This is a genomic window from Microbulbifer donghaiensis, assembly GCF_900129095.1.
In the GTDB taxonomy this organism is placed as follows: Bacteria; Pseudomonadota; Gammaproteobacteria; order Pseudomonadales; family Cellvibrionaceae; genus Microbulbifer; species Microbulbifer donghaiensis.
This window is the reverse complement of sequence record NZ_FQVA01000004.1, coordinates 1-17,830: the sequence shown is the minus strand read 5'-3', so window position 1 is coordinate 17,830 and position 17,830 is coordinate 1. Positions and strand designations below refer to the sequence as shown.

Annotated in this window: 20 protein-coding genes and 1 other RNA gene; 10 read left to right on the top strand and 11 right to left on the bottom strand. The window is 62.2% G+C overall.

Going from position 1 to position 17,830, the window contains the following annotated elements; translation table 11 throughout:
- Positions 1 to 82 precede the first annotated feature (82 nt).
- On the bottom strand, positions 83 to 1,171 hold the full coding sequence (gene gcvT, locus BUC36_RS13890; protein WP_073276219.1) for a glycine cleavage system aminomethyltransferase GcvT: 1,089 nt from the start codon (positions 1,169 to 1,171) through the stop codon (positions 83 to 85).
- A 351-nt stretch (positions 1,172 to 1,522) separates the two neighbouring features.
- Here gcvT and BUC36_RS13885 point away from each other — a divergent pair, with 351 nt between their 5' ends.
- Positions 1,523 to 2,215: a 2OG-Fe(II) oxygenase gene (locus BUC36_RS13885; RefSeq protein ID WP_234994998.1), complete on the top strand. Its 693-nt coding sequence runs from the start codon at positions 1,523 to 1,525 to the stop codon at positions 2,213 to 2,215.
- Positions 2,216 to 2,275: 60 nt separating this feature from the next.
- Here BUC36_RS13885 and BUC36_RS13880 read toward each other — a convergent pair whose 3' ends face one another.
- Positions 2,276 to 2,842, bottom strand: coding sequence for a CBS domain-containing protein (locus BUC36_RS13880; RefSeq protein WP_073276217.1), 567 nt, complete (start codon positions 2,840 to 2,842; stop codon positions 2,276 to 2,278).
- A gap of 149 nt (positions 2,843 to 2,991) precedes the next feature.
- On the opposite strand from BUC36_RS13880, the gene BUC36_RS13875 reads away from it, so the two are divergent.
- Entirely contained in the window at positions 2,992 to 3,240 is a 249-nt protein-coding gene (locus BUC36_RS13875) for a hypothetical protein (protein ID WP_073276215.1), read from the top strand.
- A gap of 159 nt (positions 3,241 to 3,399) precedes the next feature.
- Here BUC36_RS13875 and BUC36_RS13870 read toward each other — a convergent pair whose 3' ends face one another.
- The 6 genes from BUC36_RS13870 to BUC36_RS13845 form a co-directional block, all read right to left on the bottom strand.
- Positions 3,400 to 4,515, bottom strand: a complete 1,116-nt coding sequence (locus BUC36_RS13870; RefSeq protein ID WP_073276213.1) for a CNNM domain-containing protein — start codon at positions 4,513 to 4,515, stop codon at positions 3,400 to 3,402.
- A 5-nt stretch (positions 4,516 to 4,520) separates the two neighbouring features.
- The gene (locus tag BUC36_RS13865; RefSeq protein WP_073276211.1) at positions 4,521 to 5,504 is read right to left on the bottom strand and encodes a rhomboid family intramembrane serine protease; all 984 of its coding nucleotides are present in this window, start codon (positions 5,502 to 5,504) and stop codon (positions 4,521 to 4,523) included.
- Positions 5,505 to 5,587: 83 nt separating this feature from the next.
- Positions 5,588 to 6,823, bottom strand: a complete 1,236-nt coding sequence (locus BUC36_RS13860) for a UbiH/UbiF/VisC/COQ6 family ubiquinone biosynthesis hydroxylase (protein WP_073276209.1) — start codon at positions 6,821 to 6,823, stop codon at positions 5,588 to 5,590.
- 57 nt (positions 6,824 to 6,880) lie between these two features.
- On the bottom strand, positions 6,881 to 8,122 hold the full coding sequence (gene ubiH, locus BUC36_RS13855; RefSeq protein WP_234994997.1) for a 2-octaprenyl-6-methoxyphenyl hydroxylase: 1,242 nt from the start codon (positions 8,120 to 8,122) through the stop codon (positions 6,881 to 6,883).
- On the bottom strand, positions 8,119 to 9,492 hold the full coding sequence (gene pepP / locus BUC36_RS13850; RefSeq protein WP_234994996.1) for a Xaa-Pro aminopeptidase: 1,374 nt from the start codon (positions 9,490 to 9,492) through the stop codon (positions 8,119 to 8,121). Before pepP ends, ubiH begins: the two co-directional genes overlap by 4 nt.
- Entirely contained in the window at positions 9,492 to 10,046 is a 555-nt protein-coding gene (locus tag BUC36_RS13845) for a UPF0149 family protein (protein ID WP_073276207.1), read from the bottom strand. The genes pepP and BUC36_RS13845 overlap by 1 nt, the downstream gene beginning before the upstream one ends.
- 205 nt (positions 10,047 to 10,251) lie before the next feature.
- Here BUC36_RS13845 and BUC36_RS13840 point away from each other — a divergent pair, with 205 nt between their 5' ends.
- From BUC36_RS13840 to BUC36_RS13825, 4 genes are all read left to right on the top strand, one after another.
- Positions 10,252 to 10,455, top strand: coding sequence for a TIGR02449 family protein (locus tag BUC36_RS13840; RefSeq protein WP_073276205.1), 204 nt, complete (start codon positions 10,252 to 10,254; stop codon positions 10,453 to 10,455).
- Positions 10,455 to 10,775, top strand: a complete 321-nt coding sequence (locus BUC36_RS13835) for a cell division protein ZapA (protein ID WP_073276203.1) — start codon at positions 10,455 to 10,457, stop codon at positions 10,773 to 10,775. Before BUC36_RS13840 ends, BUC36_RS13835 begins: the two co-directional genes overlap by 1 nt.
- 128 nt (positions 10,776 to 10,903) lie before the next feature.
- A non-coding RNA gene (gene ssrS / locus BUC36_RS13830) (6S RNA) lies at positions 10,904 to 11,084 on the top strand.
- A 25-nt stretch (positions 11,085 to 11,109) separates the two neighbouring features.
- Entirely contained in the window at positions 11,110 to 11,703 is a 594-nt protein-coding gene (locus tag BUC36_RS13825) for a 5-formyltetrahydrofolate cyclo-ligase (RefSeq protein ID WP_073276201.1), read from the top strand.
- Between the two features lie 104 nt (positions 11,704 to 11,807).
- Here BUC36_RS13825 and BUC36_RS19055 read toward each other — a convergent pair whose 3' ends face one another.
- Positions 11,808 to 11,945 carry a hypothetical protein gene (locus tag BUC36_RS19055; protein WP_170833165.1) on the bottom strand — a complete coding sequence of 46 codons (138 nt, stop codon included), beginning with the start codon at positions 11,943 to 11,945 and terminating at the stop codon, positions 11,808 to 11,810.
- A gap of 254 nt (positions 11,946 to 12,199) precedes the next feature.
- Positions 12,200 to 13,714, bottom strand: a complete 1,515-nt coding sequence (ilvA, locus tag BUC36_RS13820; RefSeq protein WP_073276199.1) for a threonine ammonia-lyase, biosynthetic — start codon at positions 13,712 to 13,714, stop codon at positions 12,200 to 12,202.
- Between the two features lie 235 nt (positions 13,715 to 13,949).
- On the opposite strand from ilvA, the gene rpiA reads away from it, so the two are divergent.
- The 3 genes from rpiA (at position 13,950) to BUC36_RS13805 (ending at position 15,929) form a co-directional block, all read left to right on the top strand.
- Complete coding sequence (rpiA, locus tag BUC36_RS13815) at positions 13,950 to 14,624, top strand: ribose-5-phosphate isomerase RpiA (RefSeq protein WP_073276197.1); 675 nt, start codon at positions 13,950 to 13,952, stop codon at positions 14,622 to 14,624.
- A 96-nt stretch (positions 14,625 to 14,720) separates the two neighbouring features.
- The gene (locus tag BUC36_RS13810; protein ID WP_073276195.1) at positions 14,721 to 15,350 is read left to right on the top strand and encodes a transglycosylase SLT domain-containing protein; all 630 of its coding nucleotides are present in this window, start codon (positions 14,721 to 14,723) and stop codon (positions 15,348 to 15,350) included.
- Positions 15,351 to 15,551: 201 nt separating this feature from the next.
- Positions 15,552 to 15,929, top strand: coding sequence for a DUF4168 domain-containing protein (locus BUC36_RS13805; RefSeq protein WP_084536066.1), 378 nt, complete (start codon positions 15,552 to 15,554; stop codon positions 15,927 to 15,929).
- A 59-nt stretch (positions 15,930 to 15,988) separates the two neighbouring features.
- On the opposite strand, the gene BUC36_RS13800 is transcribed toward BUC36_RS13805, so the two are convergent.
- Positions 15,989 to 16,309 carry a helix-turn-helix domain-containing protein gene (locus BUC36_RS13800; protein WP_073276191.1) on the bottom strand — a complete coding sequence of 107 codons (321 nt, stop codon included), beginning with the start codon at positions 16,307 to 16,309 and terminating at the stop codon, positions 15,989 to 15,991.
- A 305-nt stretch (positions 16,310 to 16,614) separates the two neighbouring features.
- Here BUC36_RS13800 and BUC36_RS13795 point away from each other — a divergent pair, with 305 nt between their 5' ends.
- A complete protein-coding gene (locus tag BUC36_RS13795) occupies positions 16,615 to 17,664 on the top strand; it encodes an AraC family transcriptional regulator (protein WP_084536064.1) in 1,050 nt (349 codons plus the stop codon).
- Positions 17,665 to 17,830: the final 166 nt, after the last annotated feature.

Here is a 17,830-nt window from a genome sequence, read left to right as displayed (position 1 = left end):
GATCCCTCGATTAAGCATCTGTAAATATTATCAAGCCGCTACGGGAAGCCCGCGAAGGGGCTCGCCCGCCGCCAGAAAGCCGTCAGATTACCGATTTGCCGTTACGCACAAAGCAAGGCTTCACGACCTTGACCGGCACCAGCTTCTTGCGTATTTCCACCTGGGCACTGTCCCCTACGGTCGCCGGTACCCGCGCGAGCGCGATAGAGTAGCCCAGGGTCGGAGAAAATGTACCGCTGGTGATGATACCGCGGTCTTCGCTGCCGTCCACTACCACCGGCTGATCAGCGCGCAGTACACCGCGTTCTTCCAGCACCAGGCCCACCAGTTTCTCTTTTACGCCGGCTGCCTTTTCCTGCTCCAGCGGCTTGCGGCCGATAAAGTTGCGATCCTCCGGCTGCCAGGCAACGGTCCAGGCCATGTTCGCTACCAGCGGCGAGGTCTCCTCATCCATTTCGTGGCCGTACAGGTTCATCCCCGCTTCGAGGCGCAGGGTGTCGCGGGCGCCGAGGCCGCAGGGCGCCACACCGGCGTCTGCCAGCGCGCGCCAGAAGCCCGGTGCATCCTCACCGGCCAGCATGATTTCCAGGCCGTCTTCGCCGGTATAGCCGGTGCGGGCCACGAACCATTCGCCGCGGGCCACGCTCTGGAACGGCTTGAGGCTGTCGATGGAAGAGATCCAGTCGATACCCAGCACGTCCTTGGCCTTGGCCAGCGCGTTCGGACCCTGGATAGCCACCATGGCCAGGTGCGGGCGCTCGCTCAGGGTCACGTCGAAGCCTTCTGCCTGCTTGTTCATCCACGCCAGATCCTTCTCGCGGGTGGCACAGTTCACCACCACCCGGTAGCCCGGATCGCGCAGGTAGACGATCAGGTCGTCGATCACACCGCCCTGTTCGTTCAGCATGCCGGTGTAGAGCGCCTTGCCCGGCGAGCCATCCAGCTTGGCCACGTCATTGGCCAGCAGGTAGCGCAGGTAGTCGCGGGCGCCGTCGCCGTCCACATCGACCACGGTCATATGGGAGACATCGAACATGCCCGCATCGGTACGCACTTTGTTGTGCTCTTCCAGCTGAGATCCGTAGTGCAGCGGCATGTCCCATCCACCGAAATCCACCATTTTGCCGCCCATGGCGACATGCGTGTCATACAGAGGCGTTCTGTTTCCCATCTTTTGTTCTCAATTCAGCAGGTTAAGAAAGCGGCGTATTCTAGCGGCTCGGCCGCTGGCGTGACCAGTCGGCCCACATCTAATACGTATATGATCTGCAAGCCTAGCAGGCACTGGGACTAAAACCTGCCGAGTGCCGCCGTTACCGCCAAAGATTCGGCGGCGCTCTTTAGCGAAATTGCCCGTCCGGCCGCGGCGGCTGGCAGGCCCCGATATCTGTGGCCGCCGCCCCAGCCGGGGCCGCGAATCGCGGCGCGTCAATATTGCTTTGCCCTGTCGGGTTTTGCGTGTATAAGAACGCACCCCCACGGGCGGCATCCCGCCGCTGTCCGCATTTCCGGAGCTCCCCGATTGAACGCCGCTATTTCTGCCCTCGCGGAGGACCGCCGCTTCGGTCCAGACGACGGCGACCCCATGGACCTGATCGCCGCTGCCCTGCGCAAGGACGGCTATATCGTACTGCCGGCACCGCTGCCGCCGGCGATGCTGGCGGGACTGCTGCGCCACTTCAGGTCCATCGACCGCGAGCGTTTCAGGCGCGCCGGCATCGGCCGCGAGGAGGAGCACCAGCTGAACCGCTTCGTGCGCAGCGACGAAATATTCTGGCTGGACAGCTCCAACCCGGCGGTGACCGCCTATCTGAGCTGGATGGAAACGCTGCGACTGGGACTGAACCGCCGCTTGTTTCTGGGACTGTTCGATTACGAGTGCCACTACGCCTACTACGACCGCGGCACCTTCTACAAGAAACACCTGGACGCCTTCAAGGGCAGTACCAACCGGGTGTTGAGTACCGTGCTCTACCTGACGCCGAACTGGCAGCCGCGCGACGGTGGCGAGCTGGCCATATATCCACCGGAAACGAACGACGCGCCATCGGCCGACCCCTTCCTGAAAGTGGCGCCGCGCTTCGGGCAAATGGTGATTTTTCTCAGTGAGGATTTTCCCCACGAGGTACTGACGGTCAACCGGCCGCGCTACAGCGTCACCGGCTGGTTCCGGGTCAATAACAGTCTCGGCGACAGTATCGACCCGGCACTCTGAGGGAAGGGAAGGGAATGGCGACCACCGGCAGCCAGGCCGCCGGTGGCCGCGGTATGTCACCTAGTGCGCCGGCGACACGGCGCGCTGGATATCGGCAAAAGTCGGCACGGCGTTTATCTGGATATCTGCGTGCAGTCGTTTGCCCACCTCAGAGGCACAGATCAGCCCACGCACGTGATGGTTGTGCAGATCGACCACCAGACAGTCTCGCTGACCCTGACGGCGCATCGCCTCCAGCACGTCACGGATGCTGCTTTTCTCCACCTGCTGGTAACTCAGGATCTTGAGTTCACTGCGCGCGCGCATCAGGTCGCCCACCGTCAGTTCCTGTCGCGGCACGCCTTCGGCCACGCGCTGCATAACGCGCTGGTAGGAAATATCGTCCGCGGTCAGCAGGCCGGTAAATACGCCCTCCCGGTCGAGCACCAGCAAGGCGCTCAAATGGCCCGCCTGCATCACCTGGGCAGCATCCAGGGCGGAAACTGAGCGGGTCAGCAAGGCGGGGTGGTGGCTCTTGAAATCCGACATAAAACTGAGCGCCGGAGAATCGAGGCTAAGTTCACTGAATTCATCGGGAAAAACGAGCTTGTCGAATTCGTGCAGCTGTAGAACATTCAGGTTTTTCATAATCGTAACTCACTGGTTCTTGTGCCCGGCAAAGCGAGGGACACAAACTAACTCGATAACGCTGCCTCCGCAGAAATACAGCGGACGCTAAGCAGTTGTTTGAAACAAAAAATGGAGAGTTACGTCAGTGAGGGGGGCGCGCGAATGGCATGGCCTTCGCGAGGCCTGGGCAGGGGCAAAAGCCCAACAGTGGAAAAGAGCGGCGCAATCTCCGCGCCTGGCCGCAGAATGGGGACGGCGACAGTGTGCAGGTCGTCATCGGCATCGTTGTCTTCGGCCGCGACACCGCCACCACAGCCTGGCGCCTGCAACAGGCTGGCAACATCGGGCGCAAATGCGTCGGCGGCGACGGGCGCGGCCTGTACTGTTGCGCACAACAATACTGCCTGAAGGACTAGATAGAGAATCCCGATTCGCACTATGTCGGCCTCAGAAAACCTCGTTGCCTTTGCGGGTGCCGATCACATGAAGCGCCTGAAAAAGAAGGCCATAAAATCGGCGAAGCTTACCTTGAGACTAAAAGATGGGGAGCGGGTTCCGCAATTTCAACCACCGGATCAATCGCGTTCCCTGTCGGCCCTGTCATCAATCTCTTTGCTATCTTGCTCCTGTTGCGCGGCTTCGTCTACCTTTAAGCCGTGCCTTTTCGCGCGCAATCGCCACAGGCGTTTCGCCACTTCCTGGCGGTCCGGTGTCTTGTCCGCCTCGTCCACGATCTCTTCGCCCAACAGGCTTTCCAGCAGATCCTCGAGCGTCACCAGGCCCTCGAGGCCGCCGTACTCATCCAGCACCGCACTGATCTGCACGCGCCGCGAAAGCATTTTCTGGAAGGCCTGATAAATTGTGGCAGTTTCCGGCAGCATCAACATATCGCGGCGAAATTCCGCCAGTTTCCTGTCCCGCTCGCCCTTGGCAAAGGCGAGCAACAACTCCTGCTTCAACACGAAACCGACCACGCAATCCGGATCGCCCTGCTCGTACACGGGGATGCGGGAAAAACGGCTCTTCTCCACATCCTCGTACGACTCCGTCACGCTCGCATCCTGGGACAGGGAATAGACCACCGTGCGCGGTGTCATGACTTCGCGCACGGAGTAATCGCGCAAGGTAAAAAACAGATTGCGCAAAATACTCGACTCGCGGCGTTCCAGCTGGCCCTCGGCCTCGCCAATCTCCGCCATCACCGCAAATTCATCGCGACTGAATCCGGTCAGCGTTGGCCCGCGGGACATACCGCGCGTCAACCATTCGGACATTTTCACAAAGGGATACAACAGCCACACCAGGAAACGCAGTGCGTAAGCGGTTACCGGTGCCAGCTGTCGCCAGTAGAGGGCACCGAGGGTTTTCGGAATAATTTCGGAAAAAACGAGAATCAGCAGAGTCAGCACCGCCGACGCCAGACCGAGATACTGATTACCGAAAACGCTGGCCGCCTGGGCGCCGGCCCCAGCAGCTCCGGCGGTGTGGGCAATCGTATTCAGCGTCAGAATTGCGGCCAGGGGCGCGTTGATATCGTCCTTGAGCTTGCGCAGCAAACGGCCGGCCCGGCTGCCGTCGCGCTCGAGCAGGCTGACATAGGGCCTGGTGACACTGAGAATAACTGACTCGGCAATGGAACACAGAAAAGAAAAGCCGAGTGCTATCAGCACGTAGACAATCAGTAAAATCATAGGCCTCAGGCTGCCCCGCTATCGGGGGAAAAATTTCGCGCGCCGCCGACCCGACAATATATCAACGCCAGTAAAATGCCGGCGACAAATCCGCCGATATGGGCGGCATTGGCTACGCCGACACCAAAGAACAGGGTCATCAGCCCGGCCGCGCAGAATAGCAACCAGCCGACCGCCAGCGGTACTAAACCGGCCGGCACATCGCGCCAGCCCGGTTGCCAGCGTTGCAGCACGAAAACACAGCCGACCAGTGCATAGACGACGCCGGACATTCCGCCGAAGACAACCCGTGGCGACCAGTAATACTGGGTCAGATTGGAGGCCGCCGCACTCAACAGCACCAGCGCGGCAAACGGCAAGGTGCCGGCGCGCGCTTCCAGCGGCCGGCCGAGAATCCAGATCCCCAGTGCATTGAACAGCGCGTGGGGCAGGGAAAAATGCACCAGCGCCGGCGTCCACAAGCGCCAGTATTCGCCGTGCGCCAAATGCCAGGCCAGGGTGGAATTACCCAACTGGAAGTCACCAGCGCGATCGGGATAGATCAACAGTGCATCCACCAGGTTGTTGGCGAGCAAAAACCAACCGAGAAAACTCAGCGCGATCAGGGTCAGGCTGAGCGGTGTTTTTCGCCAGGGCCAGGTCGGCAGCGGCGAGGCGACGGCAAGTTTCCTGTTTTCCTCTTCGTCCTGCCGGGCAGCGGCACCCGCACCCGCTTCAAAGTCCGCCGGCTCCTCCGTCGCCGCATCCGCGCCCGGCTCCTCGGCGGGGGCCTGCTCCAGATGCACATCGGCAAAGCGGATTTCACCGGCATCCCAGCGCTGCAACAGCGGCAACAGCAGCTCGCTCAGGCGCGGATCGAGACTGGAAAGAATCTGGTGATTGTTTTCCTCAGCGATGCGCAGCGGCAGGCGATAGCGCTGAATAAACTGTGCCAGTTCGCTGAGATCCTTGTCGATGGGAAACTGATAAACGGCGTTCCAGTGGCTCAAGAGTGAGGGGCCTTTTTTATGAATTCTCTGTCGGCAGTGGTGGGAGCGGCCCGCTGGAGTCGGGCCAAGCTCGCACCGAGGCGCTACACCGCCATTGCGCGCAGAATAATGCGTTTCTTCAGCAGCGGGCTGGCGTCCACCATACTCAATCCGGTATTGCGCAGCCAGCGCCAGTGCAGGTCGCCGGCACCGAACAGGGATTTAAAGGTGCTCATGGCTTTCAGGGTGGCCGCGTTGTCACCGCGGCGGCGGCGCTGGTAGCGCTCGAGCACCGAGGAATCTGCGGGTTCCAGGCCGCGTTTGAGCGCGCGGCCGATTTCATCGCTGAGAACGCGCACGTCCTGTAAGCCCAGGTTTACGCCCTGCCCCGCCAGCGGGTGGATGCTGTGGGCCGCGTCGCCGATCAGGACCGCGCCCGGTCCACAGTAAGATTCTGCGTGGCGCGCGCGCAGGGGGAAGGAGAAACGCTCGCTGACCGATTCCACGCGGCCGAGACGGCTTTCGAAGGCCTTTTCCAGGTTCAGACAAAAAGCCTGGTCATCCAGCATCACCAGTTCGCGCGCCAGATCCTCGTCGGCAGACCAGACCACCGCACAGTGATGCTCGTCGCCGAGCCCGGCCAGGGGCAGAAATGCCAGCGGCCCGGTTTTCAGAAAACGCTGCCAGGCGGTGTGTTGATGGGGCTTTTCACTGCGCGCCACGCACACCAGTGCCGTCTGGTGATAGTCCGTATCCCGCGAGCGGATGTGCAGCAGGTCGCGCACCTTGGAGCGTGCGCCGTCGGCACCGATCAGCAGGCGCGTGCGCAAGGTCTCCGCACTCTCCTCGAGACCTTCGACGAGGTTCGTGCGCTCGCTGCGCGGCTGCAAGTGCCAGAGGCCGCAGTCGCGCCACCAGCTTTCCAGGCGGAAACCACTGACCAGCTCGACATTCGGCAGGGCCTCGATGTGCGCGCGCAGCGCCGCCACCACCACATTGTTCTCAACGATGTGGCCGAGGTTTGGCATCTGCACATCGCGGCTGTTGAAGCGCACAGACCCGGTTCCCTCCGCGTCCCAGACACGCATCTCGGTGTAGGGACAGGCGCGGCGGTCACCGATTTCCTCCCAGGCGCCAATCTCCTCGAGCAGTTCGCAGGAGGCCTGGGTCAGGGCGACCACGCGGGGGTCGTAGTGATCCGCGGATATCTGCGGCACCTCGGTAGAAGCCTCCAGCAGCGCCACACGCAGTTGCGGATGGCGCACCGCCAACAGCGCGGCCTGGGCCAGGCCCACCATACCGGCGCCGACGATGGCGATATCCAAACGGTGTCTGATCATAAGTTGCCTATTCCGCTGATGTGAGCCGATCGATATCAAACCGACCGGTGGGCACAATTAAAGCCCAAAACCCGCTGCCTGACCGGCGAAACTCGCGCGCAGCGGCGGCGCCAGGGCCAACCCAAGCATACCCGCCTGGCGCAAACCCTGAATCAACAGGCTGGAGGAGGCAAAGAGGGATGGGATCCGGTCGCTGAAACCAATCGTCAGTTGCTGGTCCAGCTGCCGACCCCGACCATACTCCTCCAACAAGTCTAGCTGACCCGTTGAAATTTGCGCCGCACCCGCACCGGCCAGCGCCTGCACGAGACCGTAACAGTCGCGCAGCGTCAGATTGAAGCCCTGCCCCGCCACCGGGTGCAGAAAATGTGCGCAGTTGCCAACCAGCACCAGGTGGCGGCGCCACTGCTCCCGCGCCAGCGACAGGCTAAGCGGATAGCTGTGCAGGCTGCCGGCCCGCTGAATCCGACCGGCGCGCCAGCCGAAGGCGCGCTGTAGCCGCTCGACAAACGCGTCCTCGCTCAACTCGGCCAGCGACCCGGCCTCCGCTTCCGCGCAGGTCCACACCAGCGCCATGCGGTGCTGGCCGTTGCGTTTGGGCAATGGCAGCAGCGCCATGGGCCCCGCGTCGGTAAAACGCTCGTAAGCGACGCCGCCGTGATCCCGCTGCAGTCCAACTGTAGTGACCAGCGCCCGCTGCCGGTACTGCACCGTTTCGGTTTCGATACCCAGCTGTCGGCACAGCGGCGAATTAACGCCGTCCGCCACCACCAGCAGCGACGCCCGTAATTCGCGCTCTGCGCAGTCGTCCGCGGCGCGCCAGCGCAGCTGTGCGCCATCGACACCCATCTGCACCGCGGTCACCTGTGCCGGCGCCAACAGCCGCACCGGCGTGCCCGCCAGCGCGTCGTGCAGAACCGGGCCCAGCGCGGCATTTTCAATCACTGCGCCGAGCATACCCTGGAAGCTGGCGCGCTCTTGCCGCTCCGCGCACAGGGAGACCCCGAGCGCGTGACCGCGGTCGCTGACCTGTATGCGTCGGATTGGCGCGCTGTAGTCGCGCAACCGCGGCCAGAGCCCCAGTTCGGAGAAGACTTGCAGGCTGCCCGCAGAGATTGCGGTGGCGCGGGTATCGAAACTGGGCAACTGCACGCTGGCGCCCGCATCCGGCAGGGCCCGCTGCTCCAGCAGCGCTACCGACAATTGCGGGCAGTACCGGGCCAGCATCAGCGCCAGGCTGGCGCCGGCCATACCGCCGCCGACAATGGCGACATCCACCGTATGTAATTGCTCACTCACCACAGTTCCTCCTGCACCAGATCCTGTCCCTGGCGCATGGTGTATTCGATGTCCGCCACGGTTTTCGGCGCCGCCGCAGACAGCACCTGCGGGCCTTCTTTGGTCAGCGCCACATCGTCCTCGATACGAATGCCGATACCGCGGAATTTTTCCGGTACTGTATCGTCATCCACGGCAACGTAGATACCCGGTTCCACCGTCATGGCCATGCCGGACTCCAACTGGCGCCACTGTCCGTGCACGCGGTAGTCGCCGGCATCGTGCACGTCCATGCCCAGCCAGTGACCGGCGCGGTGCATATAGAAACGGCGATAGGCGCCGGACTCGATCAGGCCGCTGACCTCGCCGCGCAGCAGGCCCAGATCCACCAGGCCCTGGGTGATGACTGCCACACTCGCCGCGTGGGGTTGGTCCCAGTGATTGCCGATGCGGATCTGCTCGATGGCCGCGGCCTGCCCGGCCAGCACAATCTCATACAGCGCCTTCTGCTCCCCGCTGAAGCGCCCGTTGACCGGGTAGGTGCGGGTCACGTCGGCGGCGTAGCCGCGGTATTCACAGCCGGCATCCACCAACACCAGATCACCGCTTCGCAGCGCTGCGCTATTGCTGCAGTAGTGCATGACCAGCGCATTCCTGCCGCCGCCAACAATCGTCGGATAGGCGGGTTCCCGCGCACCGGCGGCGACAAAACCATGCAGTATTTCGGCTTCCAGGTGGTACTCGTACAGGCCGGGGCGGCAGCGCGCCATGGCGCGGCGGTGCGCCGCGGCGCTGATCTCCGCCGCGTGTGCCATCAGGCGCAATTCCTGGGCACTCTTGTACAGCCGCAGATCGTGCAGCAGGTGATCCAATCCGACCATTTCCGGCGCACCGGCGCTGCCGGGCGCCGCATCAATGGCCTGCAGGTAGCTCTGCAGCCGCCGGTCGAGCTGCGGGAAGTGTCCCATCGTAAAATAGATACGCTCGCGACCCTCGATCAGCCCCGGCAGAATGTCATCGAGGTCGCAGATCGGAAAAGCATCGCACAGACCACACTGCTCTGCCGCGCGCTCCGGCCCCAGTCGCGGACCGTCCCACATCTCTTTTTCCGCATCCCGCTCCCGGCAGAAAAGCAGTGCCTCGCCCTGGGTGCGTCCCGGCACCAGGACCAGCAGCGCCTCGGGCTCGTTGAATCCGCTCAGGTAGAGAAAATCGCTGTCCTGGCGGAACGGGAAATAGGTATCCCGCGAGCGCAGCTGTTCGCGAGCCGCGGGCACAATCGCAAGGCTGCCCGGCTCCATACTGGCGACCAGGCGCGCGCGACGGCGGGCGTATTCCGCCTTGGCAATTCCCGGCGGTGCCGTCTTGGTCGCGGTCATCGTCGCGCTCATCAGTGTACCGTGGGGCCTTTGCCGGATTTATCGCCGCGAACTTCGGTAAAAATATTCAGCGCCGCCATGCGCACATACTCCTGCAGTTCCAGCAACTGGCTTTCCGCCTCTTCGGTCGCCTCCACCTCATCGGCATCCACCTGCGCAATGGCCCCGATATCCTGCAGCGCCTCTTCGCTCGTGGGCAATAATTTGCCCTTGAAGGCGCCGATGCCGAAACCGTGTAAAAAACCCTGGCACCAGTGACCGAGGGTCAGGGCGCGCGCGGTAATATCCTGCTCATCAGTAAGCAGCAGCTGAAAATCAAAATTGCTGTCGCCGAGCTGCTGCTGGCAGTCTTGCGCCAGCTGCAGAAATTCCCGGTTCAGGTCCGCGGGCACGGCGTCCAGTTCCAGCAGCTCGGCCAGCTCCCTCTGCCAGCGCTTCTTGTCCGGCTTGGCACCTGCCGCCAAAATTCCGCTGGCAAATCCGTGCAGCTCGCTCGGACTGGTCTGTCCGCCGGCAGCGAGAATGGCGTTGGCCAGGGAGTCAAATCGATTGGCTGCTGAAGTCATGATTACTGCTCAGTATCCTTGCAAAGTGGTCAGAGTTTATTCAGAAAGCCCCAACGGCGTTCGGCGGCCCCAGACTAACTGGCAAAATTGTGATTGCCCGCGCGGGCGGGGCGATTGACCCACCCATACACCGGCAATATAGTAGCGGAATCCCTCGCAGTCTGTCGTGTTGCGAACCGGGTCTTTGATCTTATACGCAGGAATTATGGATAAGCTGCAAGCGCTAGAAAGCACTGTGGATTCGCTGATCGCCCGCTGCCAGCAGCTGGCCGATGACAACCGCGAACTGCGTCGGCTAGAAGCCGACTGGCAGCGCGAGCGCCAGCGCCTGATTAAAAACAATGAGGCCGCCCGCTCGCGGGTCGAAGCCATGATCAACCGCCTCAAGGGGCTAGCGCAAGAATCCTGATGGGTGACTCAGCAGCAACCGCCAAAACCGTAACCGTCTCCATACTCGACAAGGAGTACCGCGTCGCGTGCGCGGAAGACGAGCGCGCCGAATTGCAGGCCTCTGCGCGCCTGCTGCATGAGCGCATGTCGCGTATTCGCGCCAGCGGCTCGGTGATCGGCCTGGAGCGCATCGCGGTGATGGCCGCCCTGAACATCGCCCACGAACTGATACAGGCCAAGGCGGAACTGAGTCGCGTACCGCTGGAACAGGAAATGCTCGACCGCCTGAAGGAAAAGGTTCAATCCGCACTCGGCAAAACTGACCCTGCCGAGGACTGAGCAAAACACAAATTAATTTGCATTGCCCGAGCGCCGCAATTCCCACCGACAAACTTGACAGATCCGTCTCGAGCAAATTTCCACAGCAACCTCACTTAGCCTTTTTCCGGCCCGCGAGTTATAATTTTCTTGCCCTGGGGTGTTGGCCAGTTGACTATGTCCTCGAGCCGATAATCTGACCCTGGTGGTTTCCAGCGGATGCTGGTGTGCATGTCCGCCGCGTAGCGGAAAGCCTTATGTATTCCGGAGACCGCCACCTTGAACTTTACGGTTCAAGGCTACGTCTGCAGCCGCACACTCGGGGTTCCTAATTTCTCTCCAGTCTTTCCAACCCATGACCGCAAGCAAAGCCCGAACTGAAAAGGCTGAGTTGCGCCGCCGTATGCGCACCGCCCGACGTCAGCTCAGTGTTTACCAGCAGCGTCTGCACGGTCGCGCCGCCGCCATTCACCTGAGCCGCGACCCGCACATGCAGCGGGCCAAGCACGTGGGCATCTACTGGCCAATGGATGGGGAACTGGATGTGCGCTGGTTGTTCCAGCGTTTCGCCGACAAACACTTCTACCTGCCGGTACTGCCGGCGGAGCCGCACCCGCACCTGCGCTTCCGTCGCTGGCACGGCGGCCCACTGAGCTATCGCAACCGCTTCCGTATCCCCGAGCCGCTGCGCGGTCATACGCTGCCGCCAGCGCAGCTGGATGTGGTGCTGGTGCCACTGGTGGCATTCGACCCGAGCGGCGCGCGTCTGGGGATGGGCGCGGGTTTCTACGACCGCACCTTTGCGCTCAAGCGGCTGTTCCGCGGCGCCGGCCCCGCCCTGATCGGCGCGGCCCACCAACTGCAGTGCGTGGCGCATCTGCCCACCGAAAGCTGGGATATACCGCTGGATGCGGTGGTGACCGAGACGCGCATCTATCGCTGCCGCTGAGTTCCCCGGCAGACTCCGTATCCAGAAACGAAAAAAGGCCGAACGCAGCAGCGTTCGGCCTTTTTCGTTTGCTCGCGGACAGAGCGGCGCACCAGGCAAATTGCCTATCGGGTCACCACTCCCTGCTGCAGAGCCGCCGGCGGTTCTGGCTCCGAGGCGAAAACCTCGGTCAGACCGGTGCTGCTCAGCAGTACGCCCGCAACAAAGACAACCACGGCGATTGTCAGTGCATCGGGTTTCATTGGGACCATCCTGTAGATCGATGTTCTTGTTATGTGCGTTTCGCCCCGCGTTAGACTCGCTCCAACGCAAAAGTTCCACCGCAGAGAAGATACTTTAGAATCGGTGAAATAGTAATCGCTTAACGAGTGTTTTTTGCGAAACTTGTCGCATTTTTGTGCAAAAAAAATCGACAGGTTCGCCGCGCTGGTCTACGCGGCAACGAGAACATCCGGTCAGGACGGACTAAGCTGCCGGAGCTCCTCGCACAGCCACCTCAGCTGGCGAGGAAGAAGCGGTAGGCGGGATTGTCCGTCTCATCCCAGAAGGGGAACTGCAGCTGGTCCAGCATCTCCCGCAGCTGCTCCCGCTCCCCGGGTGCCACCTGCAGGCCGGCCAGCACGCGGCCATAAGCGGCGCCGTGGTTGCGGTAGTGGAACAGGGTGATGTTCCAGCGCCCCGCCAGATGCTCCAGGAACTTGCGCAACGCGCCGGGCCGCTCGGGAAACTCGAAGCGATAGATCACCTCGTCGCTCAGCCCCGGCGCGCGGCCGCCGACCAGGTGGCGGATATGCAGTTTGGCCATCTCGTTGTCGGTCAGGTCCGTCACGCTGTAGCCGCCGGCCTGCAGCTTCTCGACCAGCTGGCGGCGATCCGCATCAGCCGTCACCTGCAGCCCGACAAAGATGTGCGCCTCGCCGCCGTCGGCGTAACGATAGTTGAACTCGGTGATGGCGCGGTCGCCCAGGTCGCGGCAGAACTGCAGATAGCTGCCGGCGCGCTCGGGGATGGTCACCGCCAGCACCGCCTCGCGCTTCTCGCCGATCTCGGTGCGCTCGCTGATATAACGCAAGCGGTCAAAGTTGGTATTGGCGCCGCTGCACACCGTCGCCAGGGTGGCGTTGCGGCTGTCCGTCTGCTCCACGTATTTCTTCAGTCCCGCCAGGCCGACGGCACCGGCGGGTTCGGCGATCGAGCGCGTATCCTCGAAGATATCCTTGATCGCCGCGCAGATCTCGTCGGTGGTCACGGTAAGAACACCGTCCACCGTCTCGCGCAACACCCGGTAAGTCTCCTCGCCGATCTGCGCCACGGCAACGCCGTCGGCAAACAGTCCCACCTGCGGCAGCCGCACCCGCTCGCCGCTGTCCAGCGCCGCCTTCAGGCAGGCCGCGTCCTCCGGCTCCACCGCGTAGACCTTGATCTGCGGACGCACGTACTTGATGTAGGCCGCCATGCCGGCGGCCAATCCGCCACCACCCACCGGGATAAACACCGCATCGAGATTGCCGGAGTACTGTCGCAGCAATTCCATTGCCACGGTGCCCTGGCCGGCGATCACGTCCGGGTCGTCGTAGGGGTGCACGAACACCAGCCCGCGCTCCTCTACCAGTTCCCGCGCCCGCGCCGCCGCCTCGTCGAAGGTATCACCGTGCAGCACTACTTCGGCGCCGCGCATACGCACCGCATTGACCTTGATCTGCGGCGTGGTCGTCGGCATGACGATGGTCGCGCGCACCCCCAGCTGCGCCGCACCCAGGGCCAGTCCCTGGGCGTGATTGCCCGCCGAGGCGGCGATCACACCGCGGGCGCGCTGTTCCGCCGGCAGTTGCAGTAACTTGTTATAGGCACCGCGCACCTTGAACGAGAAGACCGGCTGCAGGTCCTCGCGCTTGAGCAGAATGCGGTTGTTGAAGCGGTGTGACAGCTGGCGCATCGGCTCCAGCGGCGTCTCGGTGGCGACATCGTAAATGCGCGCGTCTAAAATGCGCTTGATATAGGACTTGGGCATGGCGTACTTCGGTGGCCGTAGCGGTAGCGATTGAAAGCGGCGGTTAATTTCTGTGCGCGGCACCCTGTAATAGTGGCTCACTGAACGGATCAGTGAAGCCGGCAGGATGCGCGACACCGGACGCCAGTCTAATCCTCTGCCAGCATCTTTACTACCGATATACCGCCTGCGCGCGAAATTTTATCGCCAACATGGCAATTCGGCACAAATAATTGCAAAGGAAACTTTCCACAGTATGACTCAGGACGAATTGAAGCGGGCCACAGCCCGCGCCGCCGTGGACTACATCACCCCCAAACTGGAGGCCGATTCGATCGTCGGCGTCGGCACCGGCTCCACCGCCAACTTCTTTATCGACTACCTGGCGGAGATCAAGGGCCTGTTCGACGGCACCGTGGCCAGTTCCGAAGCTTCTGCGGAGCGCCTCAAGGCCCACGGCATCCCGGTCTACGACCTGAACAGCGTCGACGGTATCCAGTTCTATATCGACGGCGCCGATGAGGCCAATCCGGCGCTGCAGCTGATCAAGGGCGGCGGCGCCGCGCTGACCCGGGAAAAGATCGTCGCGGCCTGTTCCGATGAATTTGTCTGCATCGCCGATGAGAGCAAATGGGTGCCGATTCTCGGCGAGTTCCCGCTGCCGGTAGAGGTGATCCCGATGGCGCGCTCGTTCGTCGCGCGCGAACTGGTCAAACTGGGCGGAGACCCGGTTTATCGCCAGGGTGTGACCACCGACAATGGCAATGTCATTCTCGATGTGCACAATCTGAAGATTACCGAGCCCAGGGCACTGGAAGAGGCCATCAACAATATCACCGGCGTCGTCACCAACGGCATTTTCGCCCTGCGCCCGGCGGACCTGATGCTGCTGGGCACGACTGCCGGAGTCAAAACCTTTAGCGCCCAATAGATAGCCTTAAGCGCTCAATAGATAGCCTTAAGCGCTCAATAGATAGCCCTTAGCGCCCGATAAAAAGCCATTTCCGCCGAGTAAACTGCTGTTGCCATGACGAAAAACAATAACAACCGACTGATCGCCGCCCTGCTCGCCTGCGGCGCCCTACTGACCGCGGGCTGTGCCACCAGCCCGCCGAGCAACACCGACGATATCTGCTCGATCTTCCGCGAGAAGAAGGGCTGGTACGGCGAGGCCAAGGACGCGGAAGAGAAATGGGGCTCGCCGGTGGCCACGATGATGGCGTTCATCCATCAGGAATCCCGCTTTGTGCACGATGCGCGCCCGCCGCGCACCAAGATCCTCGGCTTTATCCCGGGGCCGCGCCCGTCCGACGCCTACGGTTACCCGCAGGCACTGGGCACCACCTGGCGCACCTACGAGCGCTCCTCGTTCAACTACGGTGCCGACCGCGACGACTTCGGCGATGCCATCGATTTCGTCGGCTGGTACAACAACACCAGCGCGCGCCAGTGCCGCATCAAGTCGAACGATACCTATCACCTATACCTCGCCTATCACGAGGGACACGGTGGCTTTAACCGGCGCACATTTAGAAATAAAGCCTGGCTGAAGCAGGTATCGAAAAAGGTATCCGCCCGCGCACAGCGCTACCAGCAACAGCTGAACAGCTGTGAGAGTTCACTGAAGCGACGCAAGAAATTCCTCGGGCTTTTCTAAATCTCTCGATTGCCGCCAACAAAAATTCACACGACTGGCGGCAAATGGCGCAACGCGCCGCGGAAACTGACTACCCTGAGCTGACAACCCCTCACTTTTGTATCGGTGGCGCCGGCAAAAGTCTGTCGTTGGTAACCCAATTGGGATGCTGGGCGCTCGCTCGCCGGATCGGCAGCATCCTCCGACCACTCGAGGTGCACAATGAAAACACCAGCCATCTGTCTCGCCGTGCTCGCACTGTTACTGGCTCTACCAATGGCCCAGGCGCAAAACGATGCCGCGCAGGTCACCGTACAGACAGTTTCATACAGCGATCCCCAGCTGCAAAAGTTCGCCGAAGCCTATCGCTCTATTGTCATCCTCAGCCGCGAATACGCTCCCCGCCTCAAGGCCGCCGCCGATATCCAGGAAGCCGAAGCGCTCAATCGGGAAGCACAGGGAAAGATGATCGCGGCCATTGAACAGGCGGGCCTGTCAAAAGACGAATACCAGCAGATAGCGAACAGCCTCCGTTCGGATCCGGCGCTACTTGAAAGAGTCAACAAACTGCTGCAGCAGGGGCAGGTGCCACAGCAGTAATAATCCGCTTCGTCGCAGTCCGGTTAAAAGCGCCCGGGCTGCGCCAGCGGATTCCCCCCTCAATCCCCTCCGTCGAGGGCCACATTCAGCACCTTACAGATGACCGGCAGGTGCTCCCGCACCCAATCGCGGTCGAACGAGCCCCAGTCCCGCAGCTCATAATAGCCATCGTTGTTGCGCACCCCCTGCTGAATGAAATCCACCTGGGTACCGTGTCCGGGCAGCCCTTTGGCGATGATGTCCTGCACCGTGCGCCGCGGCCAGCCGGTGGCTTCCTCCAGCGCGGGATTATTGGGCTTCGGCAGCTGCTCGATCAGGTGGGCGATCAGCATGCGCCGGCAGATGGTCGGGTTGAGCTGTCCGTGCAGATCGGTTGCCACTCTGCTCCTCCTGTCGGTATAAAAACCCTATTTGTAGCACATGGTCCTCCCCGTGTCCCGGCAGGCGACAAACCTGCCATCCCTGGCGCAGCCTTGGTGCCATCGATCCAGCCCCGGCCCCGCCATCCCTGGCGGGTCGCCGAGCCGCACACAGCGCGATGCGCTGTTAACGTGCGGCTCGGCCCTGACTTTCTCCGCCGCATTGCGCATAATCCGGCTTCCACATCAGCGAATACACGCTGAAAACAGAATAATGAGTACCCTGCCTCGCACTCAATGTAACAGGGCACTGGAGGGCTGAGACTGTGGAAAGCGACAACCAGGAAGGCGGGATCACCAAGCTCCGCGAGACAGAATCCGGCATCCTCACCGCGGTCGTGCGCGCACAGCTGGCCGGCGCCGAAGCCGCCGGCGTGGACTGCCATCAGCTGCTGCGGGACAGCGGCATCGACCCCGCGCTGCTCGACGAGCCGGACAGCCGTATCAGCCGCGAACAGATGGCGAGCCTGCTGCGCCGCGAGTGGGACCTGTTGCACGACGAGGCCGGCGGCTACCTCACCCGCCCCTGGAAGCCCGGCACCTTTGCGATGATGTGCCACGCCTGCATCAGCTGCCCGAACCTGCGCCGCGCGCTGCTGCGCTCCGGCCGCTTCGTGTCCATGGTCAGCGACGATATACACATCAAACTGGTGGAGGACGGCGAGGAGGCGCGACTGCTGTTTCACCACAGCAATGACAAGGGCCTGCCGAACCAGATGTTCGTCGAATCGCTGGCGCTGATCTGGCTGCGCCTGTTCAGCTGGCTGATCGACCGCACCATTTTGCTGGAGCGGGTGCACCTGGCCTTCCCGCCGCCGGACTACAACGAAGACTACAGCGATATGTTCCCCTGCCGGCACTACTTCTACCAGCGTGAGACCTGCCTGGTATTCAGCACCCGCTACCTGCAGATGCCGCTGGTGCGCGACGAGCAGCAGCTGGCCGACTTCCTGGCCCGCGCCCCCGAGTGCCTGCTGACCCAGTACAAATCCGACCACAGCCACACCGGCCGCATCCGCCGCATGCTGCAGCAGCAGAACGCCATTGAGAACCTGTCCCTCGACGACGTGGCCGCGCGCCTCTACACCTCGCCGCAGACACTGCGCCGGCGCCTGAAGGAAGAGGGCAACAGCTGGCAGGACATCAAGGATTCGGTGCGCCGCGACATGGCGGTGTATCAGCTCAAGCAGCAGGAAACCGCGGTGGCGGAAATCGCCGAGCGCCTCGGCTTCTCCGAACCCAGCGCCTTCAACCGCGCCTTCAAGAAATGGACCGGCCTGGCACCGGGGGCCTACCGGGAAAAATATCGCGGTTGATGTCCGGCGACCCAAATCAAAAAATCCCCGCATTCGCGGGGATTTTCAGTTTGCTGACAAAGTCACGTAGTCAAAATTTAAGGCAAAGTGCTAGGACGAGTGTTTCGAACCGTCGGCGACAGGACGTCGCCGCCGGAGCTTACAGGGATGTATTCACAGCGTTTCG

Coding starts and splice junctions, on each gene's coding strand:
- gcvT (WP_073276219.1), bottom strand. CDS start 1,171: ATGGGAAACAGAACGCCTCTGTATGACACGCATGTCGCCATGGGCGGC.
- BUC36_RS13880 (WP_073276217.1), bottom strand. CDS start 2,842: ATGAAAAACCTGAATGTTCTACAGCTGCACGAATTCGACAAGCTCGTT.
- BUC36_RS13875 (WP_073276215.1), top strand. CDS start 2,992: ATGGCCTTCGCGAGGCCTGGGCAGGGGCAAAAGCCCAACAGTGGAAAA.
- BUC36_RS13870 (WP_073276213.1), bottom strand. CDS start 4,515: ATGATTTTACTGATTGTCTACGTGCTGATAGCACTCGGCTTTTCTTTT.
- BUC36_RS13860 (WP_073276209.1), bottom strand. CDS start 6,823: ATGATCAGACACCGTTTGGATATCGCCATCGTCGGCGCCGGTATGGTG.
- pepP (WP_234994996.1), bottom strand. CDS start 9,492: ATGAGCGCGACGATGACCGCGACCAAGACGGCACCGCCGGGAATTGCC.
- BUC36_RS13845 (WP_073276207.1), bottom strand. CDS start 10,046: ATGACTTCAGCAGCCAATCGATTTGACTCCCTGGCCAACGCCATTCTC.
- BUC36_RS13840 (WP_073276205.1), top strand. CDS start 10,252: ATGGATAAGCTGCAAGCGCTAGAAAGCACTGTGGATTCGCTGATCGCC.
- BUC36_RS13835 (WP_073276203.1), top strand. CDS start 10,455: ATGGGTGACTCAGCAGCAACCGCCAAAACCGTAACCGTCTCCATACTC.
- BUC36_RS13825 (WP_073276201.1), top strand. CDS start 11,110: ATGACCGCAAGCAAAGCCCGAACTGAAAAGGCTGAGTTGCGCCGCCGT.
- BUC36_RS19055 (WP_170833165.1), bottom strand. CDS start 11,945: ATGAAACCCGATGCACTGACAATCGCCGTGGTTGTCTTTGTTGCGGGC.
- ilvA (WP_073276199.1), bottom strand. CDS start 13,714: ATGCCCAAGTCCTATATCAAGCGCATTTTAGACGCGCGCATTTACGAT.
- rpiA (WP_073276197.1), top strand. CDS start 13,950: ATGACTCAGGACGAATTGAAGCGGGCCACAGCCCGCGCCGCCGTGGAC.
- BUC36_RS13810 (WP_073276195.1), top strand. CDS start 14,721: ATGACGAAAAACAATAACAACCGACTGATCGCCGCCCTGCTCGCCTGC.
- BUC36_RS13805 (WP_084536066.1), top strand. CDS start 15,552: ATGAAAACACCAGCCATCTGTCTCGCCGTGCTCGCACTGTTACTGGCT.